The organism is Verrucomicrobiia bacterium, assembly GCA_036405135.1.
In the GTDB taxonomy this organism is placed as follows: Bacteria; Verrucomicrobiota; Verrucomicrobiia; order Limisphaerales; family JAEYXS01; genus JAEYXS01.
The window spans coordinates 173,918-179,917 of the sequence record DASWYF010000049.1 but is presented as its reverse complement, the minus strand read 5'-3'; the positions used below and the strand labels follow the sequence as shown (position 1 = coordinate 179,917).

Sequence of the window (6,000 nt, the reverse complement as noted above, 5' to 3'; positions counted from 1 at the left end):
GGCTCACGCATTAAAATTCTTTGAAAGGCCAATGAAAATTGAGCTTTAGGATGCTGAATTGGGTGTTTTCACCATTCCAATTTGATTCTAAAAATGAAATCCGGCCTATTTTTACGGGCAAATTTAAATGCGTGAGCCCTGCCAAGGTGATTGTCAGACGTTTTTGACTGGTGAAGTTCATGGTAAGCTGGGGCTCAAAAGACTCTCGCAGACGTTATCCTTTCGTCAAAACGATTCCGAGATATAGCCGTCATTACCCCACCCTCATTTACCTGTTTCCTATAAGCCATGGCTTCGTCTATGTTACGCGGCCCCGGTATGAATGATGCCCGGATAGATGAACTGAAAGCGCTGTTGCCGCAATGCCTGCTGCCCGATTGGGTGAAGCTGGGGTCGCGGCTCGTACGGCTTTTGCGGGACCGGCATCATGCGGCGCGGCACGATGAATTGCTGGCGCGGTTGAAGGAAGAGGCGTTGAAGTCCATCGCACTGCGCGAGGCACGGCGGATCAATGTGCCGCGCGTGACGTATCCGCCAGAGCTGCCGGTGACGGCGCGCAAGGACGAGATCGTGAAAGCCATCCGGGAGAACCAGGTGGTGATCATCGCGGGTGAGACGGGCTCCGGCAAGACGACTCAGATACCGAAGATGTGTCTGGATGCGGGCTTGGGCATCGAAGCAAAGATCGGTTGCACGCAACCGCGGCGCGTGGCGGCGCTTTCCATCTCGAAACGTATCGCGGAGGAATTGAACGTCGGCTGGGGTAAGGATGTGGGGTGCAAGATACGGTTCGATGATCGCTCCAGCCCGCACACGTATATCAAGCTGATGACGGACGGCATTTTGCTGGCCGAGGCGCAGGGTGATCCGAATCTTTCCGAGTATAACGCCATCATCCTGGATGAAGCGCACGAGCGTTCGCTGAACATCGATTTCCTGCTGGGACATCTGAAGAACCTGCTGGCGCGGCGCAAGGATCTGAAGCTCATCGTCACTTCAGCGACAATCGATACGCAGGCGTTCTCGAAGCATTTCGATGACGCGCCGATCATCGAGGTGTCCGGGCGCATGTATCCGGTGGAGGTGCAGTATCAGCCACTGGCAGATGCCTCCGATGAGCATGGTGATGTGAACTACGTGGATGCAGCGGTGAGCGCGTGCGAGCGCATCCTGTATGAGACGAACACGGGCGATGTGCTGATCTTCATGCCCGGTGAACGGGACATCCGCGAGACGGGTGATCAACTTGAAGGCCGCTTCTCCGGTGAGGCAGAGGTCATTCCGCTCTTTGGTCGATTAAGCTCTGGCGATCAGCAACGCGTCTTCGCCCCCTCAGCGCGACGCAAGGTGGTCATCGCGACAAACATCGCGGAGACGTCGCTCACGATTCCCGGCATCCGTTATGTGATCGATGCGGGGTTGGCGCGTATCAGCCGCTACAATCCGCGTAACCGCACCCGACGCTTGCCGGTGGAGCCGGTCTCGCAGAGCAGTGCGAATCAGCGCAAGGGTCGGGCGGGTCGCGTGCAGGAGGGCGTGTGCATCCGCCTGTATTCGGAAGAGGATTTTAACGAGCGTCCGGCTTTCACTCAGCCGGAAATCCAGCGCTCAAATCTCGCGGAAGTCATTCTGCGGATGAAGGCGTTTTATCTCGGTGATATCGAGACGTTTCCCTTCGTGCAGCCGCCCACCCCAGCGGCGATATCGAGTGGTTATGCGTTGTTGCAGGAGTTAGGCGCATTGGATGACAAGCGAGCGTTGACGGCGCTCGGACGTGATCTGGCGCGGTTGCCGATTGATCCGACGATCGGGCGCATGCTCTTGCAATCGCAGCGCGAACATGCCACGCAGGAATTGCTCATCATCGCGTCGGGCTTGAGCATCCAAGATCCGCGTGAGCGGCCGAGCGACCAGAAGGAAGCGGCGGCAGCGGCGCATCGGAAATTCAATGATGCGAAGTCGGACTTCCTCACGCTGCTGAACATCTGGAACGCGGTGCATGACCAGTGGGAACAACTGCGCACTCAGAATCAGCGGCGGAAATTCTGCAAGCAGCAGTTCCTCTCCTACCTGCGCATGCGCGAGTGGCAGGATCTCTACACGCAACTGCATAACGCGCTGGAAGACCTCGGCACGCTGAAGTTGAACGAGAGCAACGCGCAGTATGATGCGATCCATCGCTCCATCCTCGCAGGCTTGATCGGGCATGTGGCGCAGCGCGAGGAGCGGAATAATTACAAGGCGACGGCGAACCGGCTGGTAACGGTGTTCCCCGGCTCCACGCTCTACGAACGCGGCGAAGCTCCGCGCAAAGGTGCGAAGCCGGACCCGAAAGCCCCGAAGCCGCGCTCGAATCAACCGCATTGGATCGTGGCGGGTGAGATCGTGGAGACATCGCAATTGTTTGCGCGCACGCTTGCGGGCATTGATCCGCAGTGGATCTATCAACTGGCGCCGCATTGCTGCAAGGTGACGCATCAGAATCCGCATTGGGTGGTGAGTTCCGGGCGCGTGATGGTAGAGGAGATCATCACGCTGCATGGCTTGGAGATCCAGCGGCGCAAGGTGGTTTACGGGAATATCAATCCGACGGAGGCCACGAAGATTTTTATCCGCTCGGCGTTGGTGGAGGAGAACTTGTTGCCGCAGCGGGGGCGGAATGAGGACGATTCGGATGATGTGCGGGTAATGGCGACGACCAAGACCGCAGAAGCGTTGCCGCCGATCTATGGGTTCATGGTGAAGAATCGCGCGATGCGGCAGAAGATCGAGAACTGGCAGACGCGCGTGCGGCGTTATGGCTTCGCGGATTTGGACCAGGTGATGTGTGATTTCTACGCGAAGCATCTGCAGAATGTTTCGAGCGTGCATGAGTTGAATCGGTTTCTGCGGGATGGGAAGGCGGGGGCTTCAGGGGCACCCCTCACCCCGGCCCTCTCCCCTGCCGAAGTTCGGCCTCCCATAAGAGGCGAGGGTGGTGAAACCGCTCACTCCATTCGCACCGACACTGGCTCTTCAAAACAGAGTGCGAAGGTTTTCGATTTACTGTGCATCACGGAGGCGGAGATGACGGGTGGGCAGGCGTTGAGTTATGATCGGGATGCTTTCCCGGATGCGGTGGCGGTGGGTGGGCAGCCGGTGCCGCTTACGTATGCGTATGCCCCGGGTGAGGAGCATGATGGCGTGACAGTGCGATTGCCTTTCACCATCGCGCAGAGCGTATCTCCGGCCCAATTGGAATGGGCGGTGCCGGGCTTGCGCGAGGAGAAGATCGCGGAGTTGTTGCGGGCGTTGCCGAAATCCATTCGGCGAGACCTGATGCCGTTTCCACCGAAGGTGACGGAGATCGTGCAGGAGTTTCAGCCGACGGGACCGTCGTTCCTGCATGACTTGGCCACATTCATTTTCCGACGTTACGGCGTGCAGATGAGCGCGACGGATTGGCCAGCGGATGCGTTGCCGGCGCACTTGCGATCACGAATCGAAATCGTGGGGAATGACCAGAAGTTGATGGGCAGCGGGCGTAATCTGGAAGAACTGCGTGCGAAGCTGGTGCAGGTAAAAGTGGAGCCGACGAAGGAACCGAAGGATTGGCAGCGCGCGTCTCAACGTTGGGAACGTTTCGGTGTCACGGGTTGGAATTTTGGCGAGTTGCCCGAGCGCATCACGGTGAGTGAAGGACCGGGATTGCCGCTCTACGGCTGGCCCGGACTCGCTTACGAAGAAGGCAACGTGAACGTGCGGCTCCATCGCAGTGCGGATCTGGCGCGGGAGGCGAGCTTGCGCGGTGTGCAACGGTTGGTGGAACTCGCGATTCAAAAAGATCTCGCATGGCTGGAGAAGGATCTGCGCGCGCTGGTGCGTTACGATGCAGCGTATGCGTCCATCGGCACGGGCGAGGAATTGCGTGAGACGGCGCTTGAACACTTGAAGAATCACATCCTGCCGCAGGAGCCGTTGAAGAAAATGACGGAGGCGGATTTCAATGCGGCGGTAGATGAAGCGCGCAGGAAGTTGCCGGGATTGGGCGTGCAGTTCATTGATCGCATCGGACCAATCCTTCAACAACGGCAGAAGGTGGAGGAGAAGGTCGGGCGCGTGGGTAAAGGCGTGGCACAGACGGGGAAAAAGCTGACATCGCTCGCGCAATTGGGTCAACCGGTGGCGACGACGAGCAGCAACCCCTTGGCGACGGAGTTGGCGGAGTTGATGCCGCCGCGTTTCTTGGAGCGAACGTCTATGACGCGATTGCCGCATCTGACGCGTTATCTGAAAGCGTTGTTGCTGCGAGCTGAGCGGGCGGCGTTGAATCCGACGAAAGATCAGGAGCGCGTGAAGTTACTGGCGCCTTACGTGAGTGTTTTGAAGCGGATGCAGGCGAAGGCGCAATCGACGCGGACAGCGGAGGCGTTGGTGGATGAGTTCCGTTGGCTGGTGGAGGAATACAAGGTATCGCTCTTCGCGCAAGAGGTGGGCACGGCGGTGCCAGTTTCACCGAAGCGGATGGATCAGCAGTTGGAGTTGCTGAAGCAATCGGGTGTGGTGTGGTAATCAGGCCATTGCCGAGGGCACGGGCTTGCGTTGTGAGGGCACGCGGGGGCAGACGGGCAGGTATTTCTGCAGGAACACGATGAAGTAGAAAATCTGCATGCGCCACCAGATGGAGAAGCTGTTGCTCAGGTTGCCTGCGAGCACGGTGTTCACGGTGGCGGGGATGCTGAGTTTATCCACGGGATGCGTGATGATCTCGCCGAAGTGCGGCTTATACCAGTTGTTCACGAAGCGCAGGTAGAGATCCATCACGCGGTTCACGCTGCGTTCGTAGCGGCTGAAAGCTGATGCGCGTTGAGCAGGATTTTTTAAGGCGGTGTGCAGTGCTTCGGCGGCTTCTTCGCCAGAGCGGATGCCCAGAAAGACGCCGGTGCTGAACACGGGATCGATGAAACCAGCGGCATCCCCAGCGAGCATCCAGCGTTCGCCGATGAGGCTGGTGTTGCGATAGGAGTAATCACTGGCGGAATACACTTCTGTCACGCGCGTGGCGTTGGTCATCGTGTTCCAAATGGTGGGATACTCACGCAGGCTTTCTTCCAAGGAAACTTCGGGAGATTTCTTCGCGGCCTTGAAGTCGGCGATGTCCATCACGTAGCCGATGCTCATCTTCGTAGGACTAAGCGGAATCATCCAGAACCAACGGTCATGCGCGCGGATGATGCGGATGTTGCCTCCTTCCTTGCCTTCTGCGCGGGTGACATTCTCGTAATGTGCGAAGACGGAGAATTTTTTCAACGTCTCGTAGTTGCGCTTGAGCTTGAAGTATTGGCCGACGACGGCGTTGCGTCCGCTGCAATCGAGCAGGTAACGCGCGCGGATCTTTTGCGTGCTGCCATTCTTCTCGTCCTTGAGCGTGATGCCGATCTCTTCGGCACCGAAATCGAGATGTTCCACGAAGGTTTCTTCGCGAACTTCGGCGCCGTTCTCGCGGGAATTATCGAGCAGCAGTTTGTCGAACTCCGAACGGGTCACCTGGTAGGCGTATTCGTGGCAAGGCTTGAGGCCTTTTTGGAAAAAGATTTTAACGACGTTCGTGCCGCAGGCGGTGGAGATCTCCGCGCCGTATTTATGGACGAAACGGGCATCGAGTTTCTCTAACACGCCGAGGCGTTTGAAGGCTTCCATGCTGTGCGGGAGAAGGGATTCGCCGATATGGAAGCGCGGGAATTTTTCGCGTTCGAGCACGATGACCTTATGCCCCTGCTTTGCCAGCGTAGTCGCGGCACTGCTGCCCGAAGGTCCACCACCAATGATTGCTACATCGTAAAGCGCTTCCATGGTGGCCGGAGGTTAATTCAGGTCCGGCAAAACGCAACACTGTCATTCGAAATGAATGTCACAATGCACGCTGTGGCTACGATGCGAAGCGTAAATGCTTCACTATCAATAGGCGCATTGAATGCTGATGCTGGCACGCACCAAGCTCTACTATAAATCGCAGGGTAA

2 protein-coding genes are annotated in these 6,000 nt (G+C 57.7%); one reads left to right on the top strand and one right to left on the bottom strand.

From position 1 onward, the window contains the following. Positions 1–288 precede the first annotated feature (288 nt). Positions 289–4,551 (top strand): ATP-dependent RNA helicase HrpA, encoded by a 4,263-nt coding sequence (gene hrpA, locus VGH19_23770; protein ID HEY1174404.1) that lies wholly within the window; start codon positions 289–291, stop codon positions 4,549–4,551. On the opposite strand, the gene VGH19_23765 is transcribed toward hrpA, so the two are convergent. Next, positions 4,552–5,832 carry an NAD(P)/FAD-dependent oxidoreductase gene (locus VGH19_23765; protein ID HEY1174403.1) on the bottom strand — a complete coding sequence of 427 codons (1,281 nt, stop codon included), beginning with the start codon at positions 5,830–5,832 and terminating at the stop codon, positions 4,552–4,554. It abuts the gene before it with no gap. Positions 5,833–6,000: the final 168 nt, after the last annotated feature.

Excerpts from the sequence above, each read along its gene's own strand:
- hrpA (HEY1174404.1), top strand. The coding sequence starts at position 289 with ATGGCTTCGTCTATGTTACGCGGCCCCGGTATGAATGATGCCCGGATA.
- VGH19_23765 (HEY1174403.1), bottom strand. The coding sequence starts at position 5,832 with ATGGAAGCGCTTTACGATGTAGCAATCATTGGTGGTGGACCTTCGGGC.